General features: G+C 37.6%; 3 protein-coding genes. All 3 read right to left on the bottom strand.

Annotated elements, in window-relative coordinates; all coding sequences use genetic code 11:
- Positions 1 to 61: 61 nt before the first annotated feature.
- The 3 genes from ACED41_RS21375 to ACED41_RS21385 all read right to left on the bottom strand — a co-directional run bounded on the left by ACED41_RS21375 (position 62) and on the right by ACED41_RS21385 (position 2,900).
- Positions 62 to 418 (bottom strand): DUF6404 family protein, encoded by a 357-nt coding sequence (locus tag ACED41_RS21375; protein ID WP_371725652.1) that lies wholly within the window; start codon positions 416 to 418, stop codon positions 62 to 64.
- Between the two features lie 200 nt (positions 419 to 618).
- Positions 619 to 1,971 (bottom strand): radical SAM protein, encoded by a 1,353-nt coding sequence (locus ACED41_RS21380; RefSeq protein ID WP_371725653.1) that lies wholly within the window; start codon positions 1,969 to 1,971, stop codon positions 619 to 621.
- Between the two features lie 167 nt (positions 1,972 to 2,138).
- Entirely contained in the window at positions 2,139 to 2,900 is a 762-nt protein-coding gene (locus ACED41_RS21385; protein WP_371725654.1) for a hypothetical protein, read from the bottom strand.
- Positions 2,901 to 2,967 lie beyond the last annotated feature (67 nt).

The raw sequence follows: 2,967 nt of genomic DNA on the forward strand, positions 1-2,967 counted from the left end.
ATGTGGGATGAAAACACAGCCAAAAATTAATCATTGACGCCATAGTCGTTTGTTATGGCGCTTACTCGTAGTTTTGCTTACACCAACTTTCCCAACTCTTTTCACCCAATTTTTTTCGAGCCTTGACGATTCTGAATACATTGATTAGTCCCATCACAATACCGAACATAGCAGATGAAACAACGTAAGTTTTCCAACGCTCAGGCTCTGTATTCCAAGTAATTATCCACATCAAAGAGCCCCAAACTAGCCCCATTAATAACCCATGAATTAGGAGCACTTTCATTGGAGATTGGAATACCAAAGGCTTTTTAGATACGTCTTTGTATTTTGACCAAATAAACGGGGTTGGCCTAGTTAAGTCTGCTGGAACACCCTTTTCAATTAGGTGCTGTTGAATGAATTTTGCCTTGTCCATTTAAGTCTCACTCTATGTACGTCACCTGAATTCTATGACTATGCGGCGATTTATTGAGGATAATTATCAAGGTGTTGCGACTGACTTCAAATCTAGATTGCGCCATAACGCCTTGCTAAGCGGAAAATAATGGTTGGCTATAATCGCGAAGCGATGGCCAACTGTTATTTTTCCGTTTAAGCAACTTGTTATATGACCATTTATACATGATTAACATCAAATGAGTAATTTCCTTTTTCAGCTTTAATATCTTGTATAAAGTCGTTAAAAGTATAGTTACGCGAAAAATATGAAAAAGATTTTAAATCAAAATAATCTTTAGCAGTCATAAAGTCTCTAGATATTTCTTTAGATAGCCGTAATGAGTCTTTATGACCTATCGAAGAGCTTAGATTGAGGCTAGTAACACCAGTGAACGATGCTTCGTCATTTACACTAGCCCCCAGAGAAAACAAACTATTTATGAAATCGGATTTTTTATTGTCCCAACCAAAAGCCAACACAGGACCAACTGAGACACCCTTTATATAATTCCTATGTTGGTCCAACCACTTATAAGTCTCATCAATAGTCTTACTTGATTCCCCTGCATAAAGTAAGACGTTAACCTTTACATTGATACCAGCTTCATGAGCTTGCTCAAGTAGTCTAGAAGCGCGAGCCAAATACCGTTCAGGTGTTTTCGACTTACCCATACGCTTAATTTGCATGGGACTCCCACTTTCTAGGCCAAGATCTAACACTTTCATACCTGCATTTGAAAGGGCTGATATTTGCTTAAGAGGGAAAGTATCCGCCCTAGATTCTGTTCTCCAAAGGTAATCATGAGAGTGAAGCTCTCTTTGCTGGGTCAGTTGTTCAAGCCAAGGTAAGGTAGGCTTGAACATTGACGCTTCAAAGTACGGAGACATAGGAATAAGATCATCTACAAGTAAAGTATTCGATGCTTCAGCAGAGATAGTTAATGGTGATTTCAATGGTTGCAATTTTTCAGATCTTTCTTGGCAAAAATCGCACTTCATCCCACAACCTCGAGAAACCTCAATACTTGGTTGATAAAGCTCTCTCTTGTCAACGAGATCATACTGAAGCGGAACATAATCAGAAATATTTTCAATTTTTCTTCCGAGAAAAGCTAAAATTTGATTTTCACCCAAACCGTCAATTATTTTATCTGCGAATGGTAATAATTTTGCTAATTGATGCTTTTCCCCATCGATTACCCAACGACCACCAATAACAATATCTTGAATATTCAGTTCAACCTTCAAGATTCTTGTAAAATCATTTACCCAACCAATTGCATAGAAGCTAGGTATTGAAATAAATACTGGAAATTGCGTATTAACAATTCCTAACTTTACACAATAATCTGCAAACTCTCTTGGTGATGAGAAATGACCGTGTAACTGAATGGGCGATAAACCAGATTTTTTGATTATTGAAGCTAAAGACAAAAGGCCATAATTCAGGTAGTTATTTTTTTTATTAATTACATTATCATCTTTTTTTAGCGTCAGTTGCCCAGCGCTAATGCAATAGACATCATACATAGATTGCTTATTCCTATTATTGTAAGGTCATTGCTGACATTTGGTCATATAACGCCTTGCTAAGGTGTGAGTAACGCAATACAAAAGCTACCGCACAGCACCTTAATCACCATAAGCCACCGCAAAGTAAAAATGCCACGCGTTACGAATCACTCTTAAGCAATTTGTTAACTTACATTCTCAAACAGTTTCGTCAGCTTTTTTAGTTCGACCTCTTTTGACTTAAGCCTGCGAGATTCTTCGATAATACTCTTGTAACACAAGTACGTTGCCGAGATTTCACTTTTTACTCTGCTCTCAATTAGGGAGTAATTATTGTCTTCATACATATCCCAAACCCCACAACCAGACTCAAATTTTAGTCCTTTTACAAACTTATTCATTAACCCGTTTTTAGGTGCAGGATACATATAGCCTGTATTTAGGTTAAACAAAGGAGTTGCTATCTGAGACAAATCCATTACTCGAAATTTATTCTGTAATTCAAAGGCTTGCTGATTTGATAGTAACTTGTACCTTTTGAATAACTCGAACAAGATCGGCACGTCTGAAGATGAAATACCGATACCGCACAAAACAGCTGACCTCGTACCATTGTGTGCTTTGCTGACTTTTTCTGAGGCTTTAACTAAAACATCAAGTATTCGCTCAAGGAGCACACGCTCATTATTTTCGTGCTCCCACAGCCAATAGCTTTTAATTTTTTTTGGAATAGCATCATCGTGGGTTTTGTCGACAGTAAAGCCGTTTATACTTAAAAAACCACCGCCTAGAATTCGGGATGCTTTATCCCATGGGTTATAACAAAAACCTACTTCCTTTCGCGACTTTTCAGGAACATAAAATTCCAGATCAAAAATAACTGTAATACAGCTACCTAATTTAGTTTTCAATTTTGATGTACCTCCATGTAAGTTAACGAATGACATGGATTCCCCCTACCGAGGATCTGCCACACTTATGTGGTACTTAAATGCATCGGAGGCACCATGTCTG

This window comes from Vibrio sp. 1F255, assembly GCF_041439145.1.
Lineage (GTDB): Bacteria > Pseudomonadota > Gammaproteobacteria > Enterobacterales > Vibrionaceae > Vibrio > Vibrio crassostreae_C.